The 19,198-nt window shown below is 63.2% G+C and carries 18 protein-coding genes; 2 read left to right on the top strand and 16 right to left on the bottom strand.

Going from position 1 to position 19,198, the window contains the following annotated elements; translation table 11 throughout:
* Positions 1 to 71: 71 nt before the first annotated feature.
* The 13 genes from atpD to ACLB1G_RS24515 form a co-directional block, all read right to left on the bottom strand.
* Positions 72 to 1,472 (bottom strand): F0F1 ATP synthase subunit beta, encoded by a 1,401-nt coding sequence (gene atpD, locus ACLB1G_RS24575; RefSeq protein ID WP_491629889.1) that lies wholly within the window; start codon positions 1,470 to 1,472, stop codon positions 72 to 74.
* Positions 1,473 to 1,499: 27 nt separating this feature from the next.
* Entirely contained in the window at positions 1,500 to 2,375 is an 876-nt protein-coding gene (gene atpG, locus ACLB1G_RS24570; RefSeq protein WP_491629888.1) for a F0F1 ATP synthase subunit gamma, read from the bottom strand.
* Between the two features lie 55 nt (positions 2,376 to 2,430).
* Positions 2,431 to 3,972, bottom strand: a complete 1,542-nt coding sequence (gene atpA, locus ACLB1G_RS24565) for a F0F1 ATP synthase subunit alpha (RefSeq protein WP_491629887.1) — start codon at positions 3,970 to 3,972, stop codon at positions 2,431 to 2,433.
* 60 nt (positions 3,973 to 4,032) lie between these two features.
* Entirely contained in the window at positions 4,033 to 4,566 is a 534-nt protein-coding gene (locus ACLB1G_RS24560) for a F0F1 ATP synthase subunit delta (protein WP_491629886.1), read from the bottom strand.
* A gap of 2 nt (positions 4,567 to 4,568) precedes the next feature.
* Complete coding sequence (locus ACLB1G_RS24555) at positions 4,569 to 5,039, bottom strand: F0F1 ATP synthase subunit B (protein WP_491629885.1); 471 nt, start codon at positions 5,037 to 5,039, stop codon at positions 4,569 to 4,571.
* Between the two features lie 42 nt (positions 5,040 to 5,081).
* A complete protein-coding gene (gene atpE, locus ACLB1G_RS24550; RefSeq protein ID WP_491629884.1) occupies positions 5,082 to 5,363 on the bottom strand; it encodes a F0F1 ATP synthase subunit C in 282 nt (93 codons plus the stop codon).
* 65 nt (positions 5,364 to 5,428) lie between these two features.
* Positions 5,429 to 6,250, bottom strand: coding sequence for a F0F1 ATP synthase subunit A (gene atpB, locus ACLB1G_RS24545; RefSeq protein ID WP_491629883.1), 822 nt, complete (start codon positions 6,248 to 6,250; stop codon positions 5,429 to 5,431).
* Positions 6,251 to 6,313: 63 nt separating this feature from the next.
* Positions 6,314 to 6,679, bottom strand: coding sequence for an ATP synthase subunit I (locus ACLB1G_RS24540; protein ID WP_491629882.1), 366 nt, complete (start codon positions 6,677 to 6,679; stop codon positions 6,314 to 6,316).
* Between the two features lie 220 nt (positions 6,680 to 6,899).
* Complete coding sequence (locus tag ACLB1G_RS24535; protein WP_491629881.1) at positions 6,900 to 7,784, bottom strand: ParB/RepB/Spo0J family partition protein; 885 nt, start codon at positions 7,782 to 7,784, stop codon at positions 6,900 to 6,902.
* An 8-nt stretch (positions 7,785 to 7,792) separates the two neighbouring features.
* Positions 7,793 to 8,563, bottom strand: coding sequence for a ParA family protein (locus ACLB1G_RS24530; RefSeq protein ID WP_491629880.1), 771 nt, complete (start codon positions 8,561 to 8,563; stop codon positions 7,793 to 7,795).
* A gap of 111 nt (positions 8,564 to 8,674) precedes the next feature.
* The gene (gene rsmG / locus ACLB1G_RS24525) at positions 8,675 to 9,319 is read right to left on the bottom strand and encodes a 16S rRNA (guanine(527)-N(7))-methyltransferase RsmG (protein ID WP_491629879.1); all 645 of its coding nucleotides are present in this window, start codon (positions 9,317 to 9,319) and stop codon (positions 8,675 to 8,677) included.
* On the bottom strand, positions 9,316 to 11,247 hold the full coding sequence (gene mnmG, locus ACLB1G_RS24520; RefSeq protein ID WP_491629878.1) for a tRNA uridine-5-carboxymethylaminomethyl(34) synthesis enzyme MnmG: 1,932 nt from the start codon (positions 11,245 to 11,247) through the stop codon (positions 9,316 to 9,318). Before mnmG ends, rsmG begins: the two co-directional genes overlap by 4 nt.
* A gap of 188 nt (positions 11,248 to 11,435) precedes the next feature.
* Positions 11,436 to 12,203 (bottom strand): sulfite exporter TauE/SafE family protein, encoded by a 768-nt coding sequence (locus ACLB1G_RS24515; protein ID WP_491629877.1) that lies wholly within the window; start codon positions 12,201 to 12,203, stop codon positions 11,436 to 11,438.
* Positions 12,204 to 12,409: 206 nt separating this feature from the next.
* On the opposite strand from ACLB1G_RS24515, the gene ACLB1G_RS24510 reads away from it, so the two are divergent.
* Together ACLB1G_RS24510 and ACLB1G_RS24505 are read left to right on the top strand one after the other, a co-directional pair.
* Positions 12,410 to 12,652 (top strand): hypothetical protein, encoded by a 243-nt coding sequence (locus tag ACLB1G_RS24510; protein ID WP_491629876.1) that lies wholly within the window; start codon positions 12,410 to 12,412, stop codon positions 12,650 to 12,652.
* 15 nt (positions 12,653 to 12,667) lie between these two features.
* Positions 12,668 to 15,199: an aldo/keto reductase gene (locus ACLB1G_RS24505; protein ID WP_491629875.1), complete on the top strand. Its 2,532-nt coding sequence runs from the start codon at positions 12,668 to 12,670 to the stop codon at positions 15,197 to 15,199.
* On the opposite strand, the gene ACLB1G_RS24500 is transcribed toward ACLB1G_RS24505, so the two are convergent.
* Genes ACLB1G_RS24500 through ACLB1G_RS24490 form a run of 3 tightly spaced genes read right to left on the bottom strand, consistent with a single transcriptional unit; the run spans position 15,196 to position 19,155 of the window.
* Positions 15,196 to 17,265 carry a 3-hydroxybutyrate oligomer hydrolase family protein gene (locus ACLB1G_RS24500; protein WP_491629874.1) on the bottom strand — a complete coding sequence of 690 codons (2,070 nt, stop codon included), beginning with the start codon at positions 17,263 to 17,265 and terminating at the stop codon, positions 15,196 to 15,198. The two genes, ACLB1G_RS24505 and ACLB1G_RS24500, sit on opposite strands and share 4 nt — an antisense overlap.
* 15 nt (positions 17,266 to 17,280) lie before the next feature.
* Positions 17,281 to 18,261 carry a branched-chain amino acid ABC transporter permease gene (locus tag ACLB1G_RS24495; RefSeq protein ID WP_491629873.1) on the bottom strand — a complete coding sequence of 327 codons (981 nt, stop codon included), beginning with the start codon at positions 18,259 to 18,261 and terminating at the stop codon, positions 17,281 to 17,283.
* Positions 18,262 to 18,270: 9 nt separating this feature from the next.
* The gene (locus tag ACLB1G_RS24490) at positions 18,271 to 19,155 is read right to left on the bottom strand and encodes a branched-chain amino acid ABC transporter permease (RefSeq protein WP_491629872.1); all 885 of its coding nucleotides are present in this window, start codon (positions 19,153 to 19,155) and stop codon (positions 18,271 to 18,273) included.
* Between the last annotated feature and the right edge of the window lie 43 nt (positions 19,156 to 19,198).

The following is a 19,198-nucleotide window of genomic DNA, read 5'->3' as shown; positions in this document are numbered from 1 at the left end:
CCCCCCCCCCCCCCCCCCCCCCCCCCCCCCCCCCCCCCCCCCCCCCCCCCCCCCCCCGCCACGCTCAATGATTAGTTGAGCTTCTTGGCTTTTTCGATGGCTTCTTCGATCGTGCCGACCATGTAGAACGCTTGTTCCGGCAGGTGATCGAGTTCGCCGGAGGCGATCATTTTGAAGCCCTTGATGGTGTCCTTCAGCGACACATACTTGCCAGGCGCGCCGGTGAACACTTCGGCGACGTGGAACGGCTGCGACAGGAAACGCTGCATCTTACGGGCGCGGGCCACCAGCAGCTTGTCTTCCGGCGCCAGTTCGTCCATGCCCAGAATGGCGATGATGTCGCGCAGTTCCTTGTAGCGCTGCAGGGTGCCCTGCACGGCGCGCGCGGTCTCGTAGTGTTCCTGGCCAACCACCAGCGGGTCCAGCTGGCGCGAGGTCGAGTCCAGCGGGTCCACGGCGGGGTAGATACCCAGCGAGGCGATGTCACGCGACAGCACCACGGTCGAATCCAGGTGGCCGAAGGTGGTGGCGGGCGAGGGGTCGGTCAAGTCGTCCGCAGGGACGTACACGGCCTGGATCGAGGTGATCGAACCGGTCTTGGTCGAGGTGATGCGCTCCTGCAGGCGGCCCATTTCCTCGGCCAGGGTAGGCTGGTAGCCCACGGCGGAAGGCATACGGCCCAGCAGTGCCGACACTTCGGTACCGGCCAGGGTGAAGCGGTAGATGTTGTCGACGAAGAACAGCACGTCCTTGCCCTGGTCACGGAACGATTCCGCGATGGTCAGGCCGGTCAGCGCCACGCGCAGGCGGTTGCCCGGCGGTTCATTCATCTGGCCGTACACCATGGCCACTTTGGAGTTGCCCAGGTTGTCCAGGTCGACCACCTTGGCATCGGCCATTTCGTGGTAGAAGTCGTTACCTTCACGGGTACGCTCGCCCACGCCGGCAAACACGGACAGACCCGAGTGCGCCTTGGCGATGTTGTTGATCAGTTCCATCATGTTCACGGTCTTGCCCACGCCGGCGCCGCCGAACAGGCCGACTTTACCGCCCTTGGCGAACGGGCACACCAGGTCGATCACCTTGATGCCGGTTTCCAGCAGGTCTTGCGACGGCGACAGCTCGTCGTAGGCCGGCGGGGTGCGGTGGATGGAGGCGACCTGCTCTTGCGACACCGGGCCGCGTTCGTCGATCGGGTTGCCCAGCACGTCCATGATGCGGCCCAGGGTGCCGTTACCGACCGGAACCATGATGGGTTTGCCGGTGTTCTGGATGGTCATGCCGCGGCGCAGGCCGTCGGACGAACCCAGAGCAATGGTACGGACCACGCCGTCGCCCAGCTGCTGTTGCACTTCCAGGGTCAGCTCGGACCCTTCCATTTTCAAGGCGTCGAAAACCTTGGGCATCGCGTTGCGCGGGAACTCCACGTCCACCACTGCGCCGATACACTGAACGATTTTGCCATCAGCCATGTTCGTTCCTTCAAATATAGTTGTCGTTTAAACCGCAGCCGCACCGGCGACGATTTCAGAAAGTTCTTTGGTAATCGCGGCCTGGCGGGTTTTGTTGTAGACCAGCTTGAGTTCGCCGATCACATTGCCCGCGTTGTCGCTGGCGGCCTTCATGGCCACCATGCGCGCCGACTGCTCGGACGCCAGGTTTTCCGCCACCGCCTGGTACACCAGGGCTTCCACGTAGCGCTCCAGCAGCTCATCGATCACGGTGCCGGCATCCGGCTCGTAGATGTAATCCCAGTTGTGATTACCGGCGTCAGCCTGCTTCTTGGCGGCCGGCAGCGGCAGCAGCTGCTCCACCATCGGCTCTTGACGCATCGTGTTGATGAACTTGGTGTAGCACACGTACACGGCATCCAGTTCGCCACTCTCGAATTTCTCGAGCATGACCTTGACCGGGCCGATCAGCTTGTCCAGGTGCGGGGTGTCGCCAATCTGGATCGCATGCGCCACCACGGGAACGCCGATCCGGTTCAGGAAACCCAGGCCCTTGTTGCCGATGGCGACAGCTTGTATCTTGTTGCCTGCGGATTCCAGTTCGCGCGCCTTGGCCGTCACCTGGCGCAGCACGTTGGTGTTCAAACCGCCGCACAGACCCTTGTCGGTCGTGACGACGATGAAGCCTACGGCTTTCGCCTCCGTTTTCTGCTCTTCAGCGAGGAACGGGTGGGAATATTCGGGGTTCGCGTTGGCCAGATTGGCGGCGATGTTACGAATCTTGTCACTGTAGGGACGGGCGGCGCGCATACGGTCCTGCGCCTTGCGCATTTTCGATGCGGCAACCATTTCCATCGCCTTGGTGATCTTCTTCGTATTCTCTACGCTCTTGATCTTGCCTCGTATCTCTTTGCCTACTGCCATGAGTCCTTACTCCTTGTGCGCGTAATGGCGGTCCGTCGCCGGACCGCCGATGTCCTTAGAATGCGCCGGATTTTTTGAAGTCGGCAATGGCGGCGGCCAGCGTTGCTTCGCTGTCCTTGTCCAGTTGCTTGGTCTCTTCAATCTTGGACAGCAGCGCGGCTTGCTTGGCCTTCAGGTACGAATGCAGGCCGGCTTCGAAGGGCAGCACTTTCTTGACTTCGATGTCGTCCAGGTAGCCCTTGTTCACGGCGAACAGCGAGGCGGCCATCAGCGAGATCGACAGCGGCGAGTACTGCTGCTGTTTCAGCAGCTCGGTCACGCGGGCGCCGCGGTCCAGCTGCTTGCGGGTCGACTCGTCCAGGTCGGAAGCGAACTGCGCGAACGCGGCCAGCTCACGGTACTGGGCCAGGTCGGTACGGATACCGCCGGACAGGTTTTTGATGACCTTGGTCTGGGCGGCGCCACCGACGCGCGACACCGAGATACCGGCGTTGATCGCGGGACGGATACCCGAGTTGAACAGCGAGGTCTCCAGGAAGATCTGGCCGTCGGTAATCGAGATCACGTTGGTCGGCACGAAGGCGGACACGTCGCCAGCCTGGGTTTCGATGATGGGCAGGGCGGTCAGCGAACCGGTCTTGCCTTTCACGGCGCCGTTGGTGAACGCTTCGACATAGTCGGCGTTGACGCGGGCGGCGCGCTCCAGCAGGCGCGAGTGCAGGTAGAACACGTCGCCAGGGTAGGCTTCGCGGCCCGGCGGACGGCGCAGCAGCAGCGAAATTTGACGGTAGGCGACGGCTTGCTTGGACAGGTCATCGTAGACGATCAGGGCGTCTTCGCCGCGGTCGCGGAAGTACTCGCCCATGGCGCAGCCGGAGTAGGCCGAGATGTACTGCATGGCAGCCGACTCGGCAGCCGAAGCAGCCACCACGATGGTGTACTCCAGGGCGCCGTGCTGTTCCAGCGAACGCACGATGTTCTTGATGGTCGACGCTTTTTGGCCGATGGCGACGTAGATGCACGTCATGCCCTGGCCCTTCTGGTTGATGATGGCGTCCACTGCCACGGCCGACTTGCCGGTCTGGCGGTCGCCAATGATCAGCTCACGCTGGCCACGGCCGATAGGCACCATGGCGTCGATCGATTTCAGGCCGGTCTGCATCGGCTGCGAGACGGATTCGCGGGCGATCACGCCGGGAGCGATTTTCTCGATCGGCGAGGTCAGGGCGGTGTTGACCGGGCCCTTGCCGTCGATAGGCTGGCCCAGGGCGTTGACCACGCGGCCACGCAGTTCGGGGCCGACCGGCACTTCCAGGATGCGGCCGGTGGTCTTGACGGTGTCGCCTTCCGAGATGTGCTCGTAGGCGCCCAGGATCACGGCGCCGACGGAGTCGCGTTCCAGGTTCATGGCCAGGCCGAAGGTATTGCCCGGGAATTCAAGCATCTCGCCTTGCATCACTTCCGACAGGCCGTGGATGCGGCAGATACCGTCGGCAACGGAAATAACCGTGCCTTGGTTGCGCACTTCAGCGCCGCCGTCAATGCCTTGGATCCGGCTCTTGATCAGCTCGCTGATTTCAGATGGGTTGAGTTGCATACTAACTCCTAAATGGTGTTCTCTCAGCTTGCGCGAGGAAAAAGGGTCTGCGGCGCCGACTTAGGCGGCCAGCGCAACACGCATGTGCTGCAGCTTGGCGCGCACCGAAGTGTCCAGCACTTCGTCGCCGACGACCACGCGCACGCCACCGATCAGCGATGGATCTACCGTGATGCTCGGATTGAGCTTGCGGCTGAATTTCTTTTCCAGCGTGGCGACCAGCTCAGTAACCTGGGCGGCGCTCAGCTCGAAGGCGCTGGAGATCTCGGCATCCGCCGCACCTTCCGCGCTATTTTTCAGCAGCTGGAACTGGGCGCCGATTTCCGGCAGCAGTTCGATCCGGCCATTGCCGATCAGCATGTCGAGGAAGTTCTTGGCTTCGGCGCTCAGCGGCGTTTTCAGCAGCGCGGCGACGGTGGCGGCCACTTCGCTCTCCGACACTTTCGGATTGCGGACATAGGCCAGCACCTCTTCGTTGGCGCCGATCTGGGCCAGTTCGGACACCAGATCGGACCAGGCGCCGAGGTTGCCGGCTTGGGCCACGCGGAACAGGGCTTCCGCGTAGGGACGGGCGACGGTTGCGAGTTCTGCCATGATTACAGCTCGGTCGCCAGGCGCGCCAGCAGGTCGGCGTGGGCCGACGCAGTCACTTCGCGCTTCAGGATTTGCTCGGCGCCCTTGACGGCCAGGTCAGCAACCTGGGCGCGCAGTGCTTCGCGGGCCTGGGTGATTTGCTGCTCGGCTTCTGCCTTGGCTTGCGCAATGATGCGGTCGGCTTCGGCTTTGGCGTTGGCTTTGATTTCTTCGGCGACCAGTTGCGCGCGCTTTTCAGCGTCGGCAACACGTTGCGCAGCCTCGTCGCGGGCCGAGGACAGGGCCTCGGCGGCGCGTTTCTCGGCCACCACCATGGCCTGCTGGCCCTGGTCGGCGGCGGCCAGGCCGTCGGCAATGCGCTTGGCACGCTCGTCCAGCGCGCTGTTGAGCGCCGGGAAGACGAACTTCATCGACGCCCAGACGAGCACCGCGAAGGTGATCATCTGGCCGACGAGAGACATGGTAATGTCCATACCTTAGCTCCTAACTAAAAGGTTCTCCTAAAAGGGGAGCGATTACTTGCCGGCGGCTTGGATAACGGCGTTCAGGAAGGGGTTGTTGAAGGTGTACAGCAGAGCGACACCAACGCCGATCATCGAGATGGCGTCCAGCAGACCGGCGATCACGAACAGTTTGGTTTGCAGCTGGGGCATCAGTTCAGGCTGGCGAGCCGAGGCTTCCAGGAATTTGCCGCCCAGAATGGCGAAACCCAGAGCGGTGCCGATGGCGCCCAGGCCGATGATGATAGCGGCGGCCAGAACGGTGAAGCCTTGTACTTGAGCGATCAGAGCTTGCATTTATATTTCTCCTAAGATTTAAAAAAAACTACAGATACTAAAAAGTTAAAACCAAGTTTGCCGAATTAGTGCTTCTCAACCGCAAGGCTCAGGTACACGACAGTCAGCGCCATAAACACGAAAGCTTGCAGGGTGACCACCAGTATGTGGAAGATTACCCATGGGCCACCCAACAGCCACTGGCCCCACCATGGCAGCAAAGCGATCAGGATGAAGATCAGTTCGCCGGCATACATGTTGCCGAAGAGTCGCAGCGAAAGCGACAGTGGTTTGGCCAGCAGCTCGATCATCTGGAAGATGAAATTGATGGGCGCCAGCACGATGGCCATGAAGCCATGGGCGTGGAACGGCGCGGTGAGCAATTCTTTGAACCAGCCACCCAGGCTCTTGGCCTTGATGGAGAAACCGATGATGCAGATCAGCACGCCGAACGACATGCCGAAGGTGTGGTTGACGTCGGCGGTCGGCACCACGCGCAGCTTGTGGATGCCGAACTGGCTGGCGACCATGGGCAGCAGGTCGACCGGCAGGAAGTCCATGGCGTTCATCAGCCAAACCCAGCAGAAGATCGTGATGGCCAGCGGCGCGATCACCTTGCTCTTGGCATGAAACGCGGAGTTGACGACGTCATTGACCAGTTCCATGACGAATTCGACGAAGTTCTGCAGTTTGCCAGGCACGCCGGCGGTCGCCTTGCGGGCCGCCAGCTTGAACACCACCAGGAATACCAGGCCCAGGATGGCCGAGATCCAGAAGGTATCCAGGTTGAAGGTGTCGCCAGGGCCGGTGGCGCCGGCATTGTGCAGGTGGGACAGGTGGTGCTGGATGTATTCCGTGGCATTTGCCGGAGCCGCGTGGCCCGCTTCAGCAGCGTGTTCTGTGGTCATAGGTCAATATAAGTAAGATTTTTGCTTAACCCCGGAGCGATCCCCTGCGCCGGAACTGATGATTTAAACCGCGAGCAGCGAGAACCAATATGCCAAGGTTGCCACTGCGAATCCTAATATCAGCCATAACCAGGAGGCCGACTGAAACAGCGCCAGTGCCGCACCCAGCAGCACTACCGTGATAAATATCTTTGCCAATTCGGCCCGCACATGCGTCCGAAATGCTTGCTTTGCGTCTTTATTTCCGCCCGCGACGATCATCGCGTACATCAGGCTCCCGATGACTGCGATACCTCCGCCATAGGCGGCCGACCATCCTTTGAGTGCTCCGCCGATGTTCCACGCGAGCAATGCGAACCCAGTTGCGATGGCTAACTGGAGGGCCACGACTTTAAAGACAGGCTTGGAAATACTTGTTGAATTGCTCACGCGCCAAGCCCGATTAACCCAAAGACACGGGATTATATGTGTCTTTCATTCATGACGTCAAACATTGCTGCACCGCAGCAGAGCAAATGGTGCACGAAAGACACGCTTTAACACCAAATTGAGCAATGTTTGCACCACGATCGCTCATAATGATGAGTTTGTCGTTTTCCCTGTATATGCAGTTGCCTGCATATACAAGTAGTTGAACGCTGTCCGCCGTTCAAGCCCGCAGGCGGGCCAGGACCCCGTCCAGCACCTCCAGGTCGGCAAAGTCGATGATCAGCTGGCCGCGCCCCTTGGCGCCCATCTTGAAGACGACGGGGGTGGCGAGCGTATCCGATAATTCTTCTTCCAGCCGCACGATATCGCCCGGCTTGTCCTTCTGGCGTGCCGTCGGCGGCGCGGCTTTCTGCTCCTCCACGGTTTTCGCCACCAGTTTTTCCGTTTCGCGCACCGACAGGCGCTTGGCCACCACGGTGCTGGCCAGCGTGATCTGGCTGGCGGCGTCCACCGCCAGCAAGGCGCGCGCATGGCCCATGTCGATATCTCCCGCCATCAGCATGGTTTGCACCGGCTTTGCCAGGTTCATCAGGCGCAGCAGGTTGGACACGGCGCTGCGCGAACGTCCCACCGCGTTGGCGGCTTGTTCGTGGGTGAAGCCGAAATCCGTGATCAGGCGGTGTATGCCCTGGGCTTCCTCCAGCGGATTCAAATCCTCGCGCTGCATGTTCTCGATCAGGGCCATGGCGGCGGCCGCCTGGTCGTCCACCTCGCGCACCAGCACCGGCAACTGTTCCAGCCCGGCCAGTTGCGCGGCGCGGAAACGCCGTTCTCCGGCGATGATCTCGTATTGGGTCACGCCGCCGGCCTGCCCGACCGGGCGCACCAGGATGGGCTGCATGATGCCCTGGGTCTTGATGGAGGCGGCCAGCTCCTGCAGGCCGCCCTCGTCCATGCGGGTGCGCGGCTGGTACTTGCCGGCCTGCAGCTGCGACACGGGTAGCTCGGATGGCGTGCCCGCCGCCGGATTGTTCAAGTCGCCGTCGCCGCCCAGCAGCGCATCGAGGCCGCGACCCAGGCCTCCTTTGAATTTCTTGGTTGCCATATCTACCCTTATTTTTTCTGGATGCGTTCGACCATCTCGGCGCCGAAGGCGATGTAGGCCTGGGCGCCCTTGGACGAAGGATCGAAGGCCACGCCCGGTACGCCATAGGACGGCGCCTCGGCCAGGCGCACGTTGCGCGGAATGATGGTCTTGAACACCTTGTCGCCGAAGTGCTGTTCCAGCTGGGCCGACACCTGCTGAGACAAGGTCATGCGCGGATCGAACATCACGCGCAGCAGGCCGATGATCTTGAGTTCCTTGTTCAGGTTGGCGTGCACCTTCTTGATGGTGTTGACCAGGTCGGACAAGCCTTCCAGCGCATAGTACTCGCACTGCATGGGGATGATGACGCCATGCGCGGCGCACAGGCCGTTCAGGGTCAGCATGGACAGGGCCGGCGGACAGTCGATCAGCACGAAGTCGTAGTCCTTGGCCACCAGCTGCAGCGCATCCTTCAGGCGCGACTCGCGCCGTTCCAGTTCCACCATCTCCACCTCGGCCCCGGCCAGTTCGCGGTTGGACGGCAGCACGTCGAAGCCGCCATGCTCGGAACGCTGGCGCGCGGCGGCAATGTCGGACGTGCCCAGCATGACCTCATAGGTCGATGCCGTGAGCCCCGCCTTGTTGATGCCGGCGCCCATGGTGGCGTTGCCCTGCGGGTCGAGGTCGACCAGCAGCACGCGCTGTTCCAGCTTGGCCAGGCCGGCCGCCAGGTTGACCGCGGTGGTGGTCTTGCCGACGCCGCCCTTCTGGTTTGCTACGCAAAATATTTTTGCCATCTATGATTTTCTATTTATACTGTTTAGTTCGTATAAACGATATAGGTCGTTTATACAGTTTATACGGTATGTTGTATTTATACCGTATAAATCGTTTATACGTTTCTTGGCTCAAGCCCTGGAAATGAATACCAGGTGCCGCTCCGCGTCCAGCCCCGGCACCCGCAGGGGCTGCAAATCGCTCACGCTCCATGGCTGGGGCAGCCGCTGGCGTTCCTCCTCCGGCGCCGTCCCTTTCAGGGCGATGAACTTGCCGCCCTCCTCCAGCACGTGCCCGGACCAGTTGACGAAGTCGGACAGGTCGGCAAATGCGCGCGAGGTGATGACGTCGAATTTCTGCTTCACTTCCAGCTGTTCCACCTTCATCGTGTACACGGTGACGTTGGCCAGGCTTAGCTCTGCCTTCACCTGGTTTAAGAAGGCTGTCTTTTTATGCACCGTGTCTATCATGGACACTTTCATGTCCGGCCGGGCAATGGCCAGCACCATGCCCGGCAATCCTCCCCCTGCTCCCACGTCCAGCACATTGCGGGCGCCGGCAAACGCCGGCACGGCCGCCAGCGAATCCAGCAGGTGCAAGGTCACCATTTGCATGGGATCGCGCACCGAGGTCAGGTTGTACACGCTGTTCCACTTGTTGAGCAGAGCCAGGTAGTCCAGCAGCTGGTCCACCCGGCCGGCGTCCAGCTGCAGCGCCAGTTCCTGTATGCCCTTGTTCAACACTTCCGATACTGCCGCACGGTCGAACACCTTCATTGAACTGCCTCATCCTGTTGCGCCACGAAGCCGCCGTAGCCGGCCTTTTTCAGGTGCACCAGCAGCAGCGAGATAGCCGCCGGGGTAACCCCGGAGATGCGCGACGCCTGGCCCAGGGTTTCCGGACGCTGCTTGTCCAGTTTCTGGCGCACCTCGAAGGACAGGGCCTTGATGTCCAGGTATTGCAAGCCTTCCGGAAGTTTCAGGTTCTCGTAATGCTCGTGGCGCTCCACCTCGCGCAGCTGGCGGTCGATGTAGCCCGAGTACTTGAGCTGGATCTCGATCTGCTCGCGCACCGCATCATCGGTGACGCCGGGACCGGCCAGTTCGCGCCCGTCCACGCCCTCCATGCTCATCAATTTGTCGTATTCCACGCCCGGACGGCGCAGCAAGTCGGCCAGCGAATACTCACGTTCGATGGGCTGGCCCAGCACGCGTTCCGACTCGGCGGCGGCCAGGATGCGCGGGTTGACCCAGGTCGAACGCAGGCGTTCCAGCTCCTTGGCGACGGCTTCACGCTTGCGGTCGAAGGCTTCCCATTGGGCGTCGCCCACCACGCCCAATTCGCGGCCGATCTCGGTCAGGCGCATGTCGGCATTGTCTTCGCGCAGGCTAAGACGGTACTCGGCGCGGCTGGTGAACATGCGGTACGGCTCCTGCACACCTTGCGTCACCAGGTCGTCCACCAGCACGCCCAGGTAGGCTTCGGAACGGCCCGGAGACCAGGCTTCCCTGCCCTGGGTTTGCAGGGCGGCGTTGATACCGGCCAGCATGCCCTGGGCGGCGGCTTCCTCGTAGCCGGTGGTGCCGTTGATCTGGCCGGCGAAATACAGGCCATGGATGGCCTTGGTTTCCAGCGAGGACTTGAGGCCGCGCGGGTCGAAATAATCGTATTCGATGGCATAGCCGGGGCGCAAAATATGGGCGTTTTCCAGTCCGACCATGGAGCGCACCAGCTCGATCTGCACGTCGAACGGCAGGCTGGTGGAGATGCCGTTGGGGTAGAACTCGTGGGTGGTCAAGCCTTCCGGTTCCAGGAAAATCTGGTGTGATTCCTTGGCCGAGAAGCGGTGGATCTTGTCTTCGATGGACGGGCAATAGCGCGGGCCCACGCCTTCGATCACGCCGGTGTACATGGGGCTGCGGTCCAGCCCGCCACGGATGATGTCGTGAGTGCGGCTGTTGGTGTGGGTGACCCAGCACGGCAGCTGTTTCGGGTGCATGGCAGTGTTGCCCATGACCGAGAATACCGGCACCGGATCGAGGTCGCCGGGCTGCTCCGTCATGCGCGAAAAATCGATGCTGCGGCCGTCGATGCGCGGCGGCGTGCCGGTTTTCAAACGGCCCTGCGGCAGCTTGAGCTCCTTCAAACGGGCCGACAACGAGATGGCAGGCGGGTCGCCGGCGCGTCCGGCGGAGTAATGCTGCAGGCCGACGTGGATCTTCCCGTCGAGGAAAGTACCGGCGGTCAGCACCACGGCGGGGGCCAGGAATTTCAAGCCGATCTGGGTGACGGCGCCGACCACGCGGTCGCCCTCCACCATCAGGTCGTCGACAGCCTGCTGGAACAGCCACAGGTTGGGCTGGTTTTCCAGGCGCGAACGGATCGCGGCCTTGTACAGGATACGGTCGGCCTGGGCGCGTGTAGCGCGCACGGCAGGGCCTTTGGAGGAATTCAGGATGCGGAACTGGATGCCGGCTTCATCGGTGGCGATGGCCATGGCGCCGCCCATGGCGTCGACTTCCTTGACCAGATGGCCCTTGCCGATGCCGCCGATGGAGGGATTGCACGACATCTGGCCCAGCGTTTCGATATTGTGCGTCAGCAGCAGGGTTTTCTGGCCCATGCGGGCCGACGCGAGGGCAGCCTCGGTGCCGGCGTGACCACCGCCGACAACGATGACGTCGAATTGAGTAGGAAATAACATAGGAAAAGTAGTGCGGTAGGGATTGAAGTCAAATTATAGGGTTTTTTTGTAGCTGCGACTTTTTTAGGCAAAAATAAACCCGAAAACACCACGCTTTGTTTCACGTGAAACATTGAGCCGGGGCGTAAAAAAGGGCGCCATGGCGCCCTCTCGTGCTCAAACCGTTTTTGTTCCACGTGAAACAATCGCTAACTTTGCCAACGCAATACCGCGTCATAGCCGGTCTTGATGATCAGGATGGTCACCACGACCAGGAACACGCGGCGTACAAAACCGCTGCCGTGTCGCATCGCCAGCCTGGTACCCAGCAGGGAGCCGCCAACCTGGCACACCGCCATCATCAAGCCCAGCTGCCAGAGCAAGTGACCGCTGTAGCCAAACCACAGCAAGGCAGACACATTGCAAGCCACATTGACCACCTTGGCCACAGCCGAGGCGTCGAGGAAGTCAAAACCGAAGAAGCGCACAAACAGGAATACGAGGAAGCTGCCGGTGCCCGGACCAAAAAAGCCATCGTAGAAGCCAATGGCGGCGCCGACCAGTACGGCAATCACCCGCTCCCTGGTGCCCGTATGCAGCGGTGCGTGGATGCTGCCCAGGTCCTTCTTCTTGAAGGTGTAGACCGCCACGGCGATCAGCACCAGCGGTAACAGGGCGCGCATGAAATCGGCCGGCAGCTTGGTGACCGTGTAGGCGCCGCAAAAAGAAAAGGCGAACGCCGCCACGGCTGCGGGGGCGGCCGTGGTCCATGCAATCCGCACCCGGCGGGCATAGTTCACCGCCGCCGCCGCCGTCCCGAACACGCCGGCCAGCTTGCTGGTCCCCAGCAGCGTGGCTGGCGCCATATTGCCAAACATGGAAAACAGCACGGGCAGCTGTATCAGCCCCCCGCCTCCCACCACCGCGTCCACCAGGCCCGCGCTGAACGCAGCCACCGCCAAGACCAGATACTCCACCCGCCACCCCTCGCAACATGTCCAAGAGCATCATTGTACGGAAGAAAGCGGTTGTGGCCGATGCGACTTTTGCATAGTTTGTAAAGCACATCTGTTAAAAGTTCCGTAAAAACCCAGTCACATTTGTTGAGCGACCTCCAAGACAGTGCGCGTGACCGGCATATCGTTAGCCCAGACAACCGCAGTACAACCCAAGGAGGTGTGACATGGCCGACGCATCACGCATCAAGGACATCATGACCAAGCTCAGGGCCACCCTGAACGCCGACGATTTCAGCTATCTGCAGACGCAAATCGACCAGCTGGAAACCATCAGCCGGGCCGGCGAGACCCATCACGAAAGCCACAGCTCGCCCAACTCGCACCACTCCCAGCATCACAGCTCGGTCACTGACCTGGGCGGTATCCTGGAGCGCATCATTCTTCAAACCCTGCCGCAACGCGGCTGACAGGAGGGAACGATCATGCTAGCCGAACCGATTACCGAGGCCGAGCTGCCCGTGGCCGACATCGACGCGCTGCTTGCCAGTCACCGCTTCGGCGAGCATCAGTACCTCACTGAACAAATGCACGCGGCCTACCTGCGCCGCCTGGACCGGCTGGCGCTGGCTTTGCCGGAAGCGGACCTGCTGCTGGCGCGCCTGGCGCAGGCCAAGGCAACACAGGTGTATCGCACGCTGGGCGACACCGTGGTGCGCTGCGCCATCCAGCATGCCCAGGTACAGGTGGAAACCGGGGACGCCTACGGCATGCCACTGGCCATGTGCCAGGCCGTGATGGAGATGGCCGCGCACGACCTGGCAAGCGCCCGTCCCGCGCCGCTCGGTGGCAGCCTGAGCCGGCACCTGGACCAGGACGCGGAGCTGGCCTGGGTGTGGCAGCCCGACTGCCCGGACAGCGTCTACAAGCAAGCGTTCGCACATGTGCTGAGCCTGGACTATGGCCAGGAACAACCCTGCGCCCTGAACCAGGACGAACTCGCCATGCTGGACCTGGGCGTGGGCCTGCTGCGCCAGCTATTGCCGGCCTCGGCCCACAGCGCCCTCACCCACACTCACCTGGCCGTATTCTTCCCCGAGCGCGGCGTGTGGGCCGGCAGGCTGTCCAGCTCGGAATACCGGCTCAGCGGTACGGTATTCCTCAGCCGGCGCATGCTGGCCAATCCCTGGACCCTGGCCGAACACCTGTACCACGAATCACTGCACCAGCAATTCTATGATCTGCGCGCCGGCCACACCCTGCTGGCGCCCGACTTCACCCGCACCGGAGCGCCGCTGATCCACTCCCCGTGGAACCGTCCTGACGCCACCCGCAACAATTATTGGGACGTGCACCGCGCGCTGGCAGCCTTCCACGTCTACACCCATCTGGCGCTGCTGTGCGAGGCGGCTGGCCAGCGCAGCGACCTGCAGGAGGAATATGGCCCGGCCCACCTGGTCGGGCGCCGCACCGCGCTGGCGCGCGCCCACTACCTGGGTGAACAAATCGGCAAGCTTGCATCACGCGAGCTGGGCCCAGCAGGCCAGCGCTTCCTGTCCTGGTTCAACCAGGTACTGGAACTGCTGGATGAGCATCCACCCGCGGCCGGCGCCGACGTGCACCTGTTGCTGGACCGCTACTGGCGCGAAGCCGTGTCGCTGGCCAGCATACCGCCCGAGCGCAGCGCCGCCTGGAGCAGCGCGCTGGCCAGCATGGCGCAGCAGGAATCGCAAACGGCGCGCGCCGCCCTGACCGCCGTGCCGCTGCCGACGGACAGCTATGACCGTGCCCTGGAGCGGCTGGAAGCCGAGCAGCCGGCGCAGCGCTTCACGGCGGTACGCCAGCTGGTCGTCCAAACGGTCCTGTCCCAGGTGACGCCCGATTACCGGCTCAGTCCATCCGGACAGGCGGACGCCATCATCCGCAACATGGTGGAGGACGCCAGCGCCCAGCTGCAATGGCTGCTCGATGGCTCCACCTTCGGCCCGCGACGCGCCCTGCCCGGCCATGCGACGGCGGCCGCCATCGCCAGCCACGCCGAGCGCAGCGGCACGGCCCGCAATGGCTGGTTGCGCCAGGCCCAGGACCTGCTGCTGTCCAGCGTTGGGCTGGGCACCTACCGTGGTAACCTCGACCTGTCCACCGACGAGGGCTATGCCGCTACGGTACACGCCGCGCTGGGCGGTGGCATCAACCTGATCGACACCGCCATCAACTACCGCCACCAGCGCTCCGAGCTGTGCGTGGGAGAAGGCTTGCGCCGCTTTATCGAGGATGGTGGCAGCCGCGAGGCCGTGGTGGTGTGTACCAAGGGTGGCTATCTGACGCCGGGCGCCATCACCCCGGCTGCGCTGGAGGGAGCTGCCATCGTCGGCAAGGCGCATTGCATTGCGCCCTCCTTCCTGGCCGACCAGATCGAGCGCAGCCGCCGCAACCTGGGCCTGGAGACGCTGGACATCTATTACCTGCACAATCCCGAGCACCAGCTGGACGAAGCCGACGCCGCCACCTTCGAAGAGCGCCTGCGGCGTGCTTTCGGCCGGCTGGAACAGGCCGTGTCCGAAGGCAAGCTACGCTGGTATGGCGCGGCGACCTGGCACGGCTGCCGCGACGGCAGCCTGTCGCTGCCCATGCTGGCTGGCCTGGCGCGGGAGGTGGCAGGCCCGCGCCACCATTTCCGCTTCCTTCAGCTGCCCATCAATCTGCAGCTGCGTAATACCGGGGACAAGGTACACAAGGTGCTGGAACAAGCCGCCGAGCTGGGCATCAGCGTGATCGCCAGCGCGGCCCTGGGCCAGGGCCGGCTGCAGGACCCGCCGTGGCTTGCAGCACTGCCCGGCCTCGCCAGCCCGGCCCAGCGCTGCCTGCAGTTCGTGCGCTCCACACCGGGCCTGACGGCTGCGCTGGCCGGCACCAGCCAACCGTCCCACGTGCAGAATAACCTGGGCCTGGCCGCCGTGGCGCCGCTGAGCGCTGCCGAGTATGGCCGGCTGGAGCGGGCAATGCCGCCAGCCTAGTTGGGCACGTTCACCACCGTGCCGCTCACGGTGATGGCGTCCGCTGCCGGCGGCGTCGGGGAAATCGGCGGCACGTTGGCGACGGTGATGGGCACCGTGTTATCGGGCCGCGTCACGGTGCGCACCACCTGCGAGGGCGGCAGCGGCGAGCCGGTCTTGTCGCGCAGGTGGGCATACATGGCGTCCAGCGCACGGAACAGGTAGACATGCAAAGGCACCACCACGGTGGGCAAGGCGCTGGTAAAGACATCGAAGTGATTGGCATTGGTGACCTCGACGTAGCGCAGGCGGCTGGCGGCGCCTTCAGCCAGGCTGTTGAGCCCCAGGTAAGCGCGCGAAGCGTGATTGACCGGGATCAGGGTATCGGCCCTGCCCTGCACGATGATGGCCGGCTTGCCGTGCAGGTTGCCGGTCGCCAGCACCTCGGCGATGCCAGCCTTCACGCGGGCGCTTTGCAGCGCCAGCGTGGCGTTCAGCGGCCCGCCCGTGACGGGGTCCACGCCCAGGGCCAGGGCGCGCAGGCAAAGGAAGCCGTCCAGGGCCTGGTCGGCCAGTCCGGTGCTGGGTGACACTGCCAGGTTGTAGGCGCGTGCACCGCCCACCGCGTCCTCGTACACGGGCGTGCCGATGATGCCGTTCTGTGTGGCGAAACTGCTGGCCTTGAATGCCGCGCTCATGGCCACCGGTGCACCAGCCGCATCGGTAAGGGCGAAGCTGAAGCCGCACACCTTGTCGGTCACGGAAAAGCGGCCATAGGCATTGGCATAGGTCACGGCCACCAGCACGTTGGTCAGCGCGTGCGAGGCCTGCAGCGGGTCGGAATCGGGCAGCCAGCCGTAGGCGTGCATGCGCGCCAGCGCATCGGCCTGCTGGGCCGCCAGGGTGGCGCCGCTCAGCAGGCCCTTGGACACCAGCGCCGTGCAGCGGCCCGCGCTGCCGGCAATGCAGGGCTGGTACAAGGCCGCATAAGTGGAATAGTCGTACAGCGGCTTGCCGTAGGCGCTGACCGGCTGGCCACCCTGGCGCACGCTGTAGCCCAGCGTGGTGTAGGGCTGAACCTGCGGCTCGGTGGCCGCCACGCCGGTGATCAGGCCCTGGACATCCTGCTCGGCTGCCAGCAGGGCCGCGCCGGCGCCGTTGGAAATGCTGGAGGCGATGGTGATGGTATTTTTCGGCGTCAGGCGTATGCGGTGCTTGTTGTCCCAGGCTACCGGACCGAATTGCTCGTTCAGCACATAGAAAGCGAACTCCACCGCCTGCAGGGTGTAGCGGCCCCAATCCTTTTCCGGATTGCGCTGCGAGTGAGCATGCTTGAAGGCGATACGGTAAGGATAGGCGGCGGCAAATGCAGCGCGCACGGCGTCGTCCAGCGTGGGCGCAAAAATGGCGCGGCTGCCGGCTGCCGTGCGTGTGGCGCGCACACCGTTCTGCAGGTTCACGCTGTCGTCGTCGAAGGTGTACAAGCCGGTGCCGGTACCCTTGTCGGTGTAAGCCACGGCGCAGTTATGCTTGAGCCCCCATTCGCCCGAGCTGCCGATGGCGCCGTAGATGCCGCGCGAGCCGCTGGAAGTGCCGGTGACGATACACGGATTGGCCGGGTCGAAGCCGGCTGGCACCTGCACCATCAGGGTCACGTTTTCCTTGCCGCTGCCGTCGTCCGTATAGGCGAGGTACTCGGTGCCGGCGATCTTGCCTTCACTGCTGGTGGGTACGCCTGCTGTGTTGACATTCGGCCCGTACAAGGTGCCGTAGCCACTGTTGGCGGCAATGTCCAGCACGGCCCGGTAGTTGGACCAGATGGCGTTACGGCGCAGCTCGGCCGGGGTCGGATTATTCGGATCGGCATAGGCCGGTGGCGCAGCCGAGGCCAGTCCGGTCTTGCCCAGTCCGGCAGTCAGCAAATCGTCGCTGTTGCCGTCGTAAGTGGTGCTGCTGATCGCCCCCAGGTAGGCGGGCTTGATGTTGATGGGGCGGTGGTCGTCGTGACCGGAGCCGCAGGCCGTCAATGCCGCGCACGCGGCCAGTCCCACTGCCGTCCAGGCAGTCTTGCTCATTACGGTGTTCATGGTACCCTCCGTGGATCAGGCGGGCTTGCCGCCGCCTGCGAACCTGGCCACGATTTCCCCGATGATGCCGCGCCGGAACAGCAGCACGCAGGCGATGAAAATCAATCCCGTCACCATGCTGACCGCCTCCCCCAGCGTATGGAACCATTCAATGCCGGTAAGCGACGCCAGGACGTTGCCCAGGTCGCCCAGCTTGTTTTCCAGCGCGATGATCAGCACCGCGCCCAGCATGGGGCCGGCCATGGTGCCCATGCCCCCTACCAGCGTCATCAGGATTACCAGACCGGACATGGACCAGTGCACGTCGGTCAGCGTTTCGAAGCCTTGTACCAAGGTGTTGAGCGCGCCTGCCAGGCCGCTCAGCGCGGCGGACAGCACGAAGGCCAACAGCTTGTATTTATCCACGTCATAGCCGAGCGACACGGCGCGCGGCTGGTTTTCCTTGATGGCCTTGAGCACCTGGCCAAACGGCGAATGCACGGTGCGCACGATCAGCGCGAAGCCCAGCACCGACAGCAGCAGCACGAAGTAATACAGCCACAAATCGTTGCCCAGGTCGATGGCGCCCAGCAAACGGCCGCGCGGCACGCCCTGCAAGCCATCCTCGCCGCCCGTGAACTCGCCGGCGCGCAGGGCGCCGAAATACACCATCTGGGCCAGCGCCAAAGTGATCATCGAAAAGTAGATGCCCTGGCGGCGTATCGCCAGCACGCCCATCACCAGCCCCACCAGGGCGGCCGCCGCGATACCCGCCAGGATGCCCAGCTCCGGTCCCCATCCCCACAGCTTGAGCGCATTGCCCGCCACATAGCCGGCGCTGCCAAAAAAGGCCGCGTGGCCGAAGGACAGCAAGCCGGTATAGCCGATCAGCAAATTGAAGGAACAGGCAAACAGGGCAAAGCACAGCAGCTTGGCCAGGAATACGGGATAGCCGCCCGCCAGCGGCAGGAGCACGGCGATCACCAGCGCCAGCACATAACCGATAGTCTTGTTCATCGCCGCCCCTTACTTTTCTTTGCCGAACAGGCCGGCCGGCCGCACCAGCAGCACCAGCACCATCACCAGGAACACCACGGTGGACGAGAATTCCGGGTAATACACCTTGGTCAATCCCTCGATCACGCCCAGCGCCAGCCCGGTGAAGATGGAACCCATGATGGACCCCATGCCGCCTATCACCACCACGGCAAACACCACGATGATGAGGTTTTGCCCCATCAGCGGCTGCACCTGTATCACGGGCGCCGCCAGCACCCCGGCAAAGCCGGCCAGGGCCACGCCAAAGCCGTAAGTGAGGGTCACCATCAGCGGCACGTTGATGCCGAAAGCCTCGACCAGCTTGGGGTTCTCGGTACCGGCCCGCAAATAGGCGCCCAGCTTGGTTTTCTCGATCACGAACCAGGTTCCCAGGCATACCGCCAGCGAAGCCAGCACCACCCAGGCGCGGTAATTCGGCAGCACCATGAAGCCCAGGTCGGTGGCGCCGGCCAGCTGCTCCGGCACCGGGAAGGGCTGGCCGGACACGCCGTAGAACGAGCGGAACACGCCCTCCACCAGCAGCGTGATGCCAAAGGTCAGCAGCAGCCCGTACAGGTGGTCCAGCTGGTATAGCCAGCGCAGCATGCTGCGTTCGATGAGCACGCCGAACAGCCCCACCAGCAACGGCGCCAGCAGCAGCATGGCCCAGTAGCTCAGGCCGAAATACGTCATCCCCATCCAAGCCAGGAAGGCGCCCATCATGTACAGGGCGCCGTGGGCGAAATTGATCACGTTCAGCAAGCCAAAGATCACCGCCAGGCCCAGCGACAGCATGGCGTAGAACGATCCGTTGACCAGGCCCAGCATCAGCTGGCTCATGAGGAAAGGCAGTGGACGGCCGAATATTTCCATGACTGGGTACACGCGTGCGCCGCCGCCCGCCAAGGGCAGCGGC

The sequence above is a fragment of the Duganella kummerowiae genome (assembly GCF_053572355.1).
Note: the sequence above shows the minus strand (reverse complement) of the source record. Positions and strands in the feature narration are given on the sequence as shown.

Bases quoted from the DNA above. Each gene is read 5' to 3' on its own strand.
- atpD (WP_491629889.1), bottom strand. From the start codon at position 1,472: ATGGCTGATGGCAAAATCGTTCAGTGTATCGGCGCAGTGGTGGACGTG.
- atpG (WP_491629888.1), bottom strand. From the start codon at position 2,375: ATGGCAGTAGGCAAAGAGATACGAGGCAAGATCAAGAGCGTAGAGAAT.
- atpA (WP_491629887.1), bottom strand. From the start codon at position 3,972: ATGCAACTCAACCCATCTGAAATCAGCGAGCTGATCAAGAGCCGGATC.
- ACLB1G_RS24560 (WP_491629886.1), bottom strand. From the start codon at position 4,566: ATGGCAGAACTCGCAACCGTCGCCCGTCCCTACGCGGAAGCCCTGTTC.
- ACLB1G_RS24555 (WP_491629885.1), bottom strand. From the start codon at position 5,039: ATGGACATTACCATGTCTCTCGTCGGCCAGATGATCACCTTCGCGGTG.
- atpE (WP_491629884.1), bottom strand. From the start codon at position 5,363: ATGCAAGCTCTGATCGCTCAAGTACAAGGCTTCACCGTTCTGGCCGCC.
- atpB (WP_491629883.1), bottom strand. From the start codon at position 6,250: ATGACCACAGAACACGCTGCTGAAGCGGGCCACGCGGCTCCGGCAAAT.
- ACLB1G_RS24535 (WP_491629881.1), bottom strand. From the start codon at position 7,784: ATGGCAACCAAGAAATTCAAAGGAGGCCTGGGTCGCGGCCTCGATGCG.
- ACLB1G_RS24530 (WP_491629880.1), bottom strand. From the start codon at position 8,563: ATGGCAAAAATATTTTGCGTAGCAAACCAGAAGGGCGGCGTCGGCAAG.
- rsmG (WP_491629879.1), bottom strand. From the start codon at position 9,319: ATGAAGGTGTTCGACCGTGCGGCAGTATCGGAAGTGTTGAACAAGGGC.
- mnmG (WP_491629878.1), bottom strand. From the start codon at position 11,247: ATGTTATTTCCTACTCAATTCGACGTCATCGTTGTCGGCGGTGGTCAC.
- ACLB1G_RS24510 (WP_491629876.1), top strand. From the start codon at position 12,410: ATGGCCGACGCATCACGCATCAAGGACATCATGACCAAGCTCAGGGCC.
- ACLB1G_RS24505 (WP_491629875.1), top strand. From the start codon at position 12,668: ATGCTAGCCGAACCGATTACCGAGGCCGAGCTGCCCGTGGCCGACATC.
- ACLB1G_RS24500 (WP_491629874.1), bottom strand. From the start codon at position 17,265: ATGAACACCGTAATGAGCAAGACTGCCTGGACGGCAGTGGGACTGGCC.
- ACLB1G_RS24495 (WP_491629873.1), bottom strand. From the start codon at position 18,261: ATGAACAAGACTATCGGTTATGTGCTGGCGCTGGTGATCGCCGTGCTC.
- ACLB1G_RS24490 (WP_491629872.1), bottom strand. From the start codon at position 19,155: ATGGAAATATTCGGCCGTCCACTGCCTTTCCTCATGAGCCAGCTGATG.